We start from the raw sequence: 458 nt of genomic DNA on the forward strand, positions 1-458 counted from the left end.
AAACAACGCACGGAGGCTTAGATGTCTGCCAACAAGACAAGCAAGCAACCCAATGATTTACCTCTGTCCCAGAGCCGTTATCTGGGGCACAGTAATACTCCCTTGATAGACAAGACCATAGGCCAGTATCTGCAGGATATCTGCAACCGTTATCCGGACAACACTGCCGTGGTGATGCGTCATCAGCAACTGCGCTGGAGTTATGCGCGCTATCTTGAAGAGATAGATAAGCTGGCCACAGGCCTGCTGGCACTGGGTATCGGCCCCGGGGATCGGGTCGGGATCTGGTCGCCCAATAATATCGAGTGGTGTCTGACTCAGTTTGCCACCGCCAGAATTGGCGCCATCATGGTGTGCATCAACCCGGCTTATCGCCCGGAAGAGCTGGAATATGCACTCACCAATGTGGGCTGCAAGGCACTTATCACCCACGACAAGTTCAAGTCCAGCGATTACCT

At 53.5% G+C, this 458-nt stretch carries 1 protein-coding gene; it reads left to right on the plus strand.

Annotated elements, in window-relative coordinates:
- Positions 1-21 precede the first annotated feature (21 nt).
- The coding region (locus K5Q58_RS20910; protein WP_220755751.1) for an AMP-binding protein at positions 22-458 on the plus strand (437 nt) is incomplete at its 3' end.

The organism is Shewanella sp. KT0246 (genome assembly GCF_019654955.1).
GTDB classification, from domain to species: Bacteria; Pseudomonadota; Gammaproteobacteria; order Enterobacterales; family Shewanellaceae; genus Shewanella; species Shewanella goraebulensis.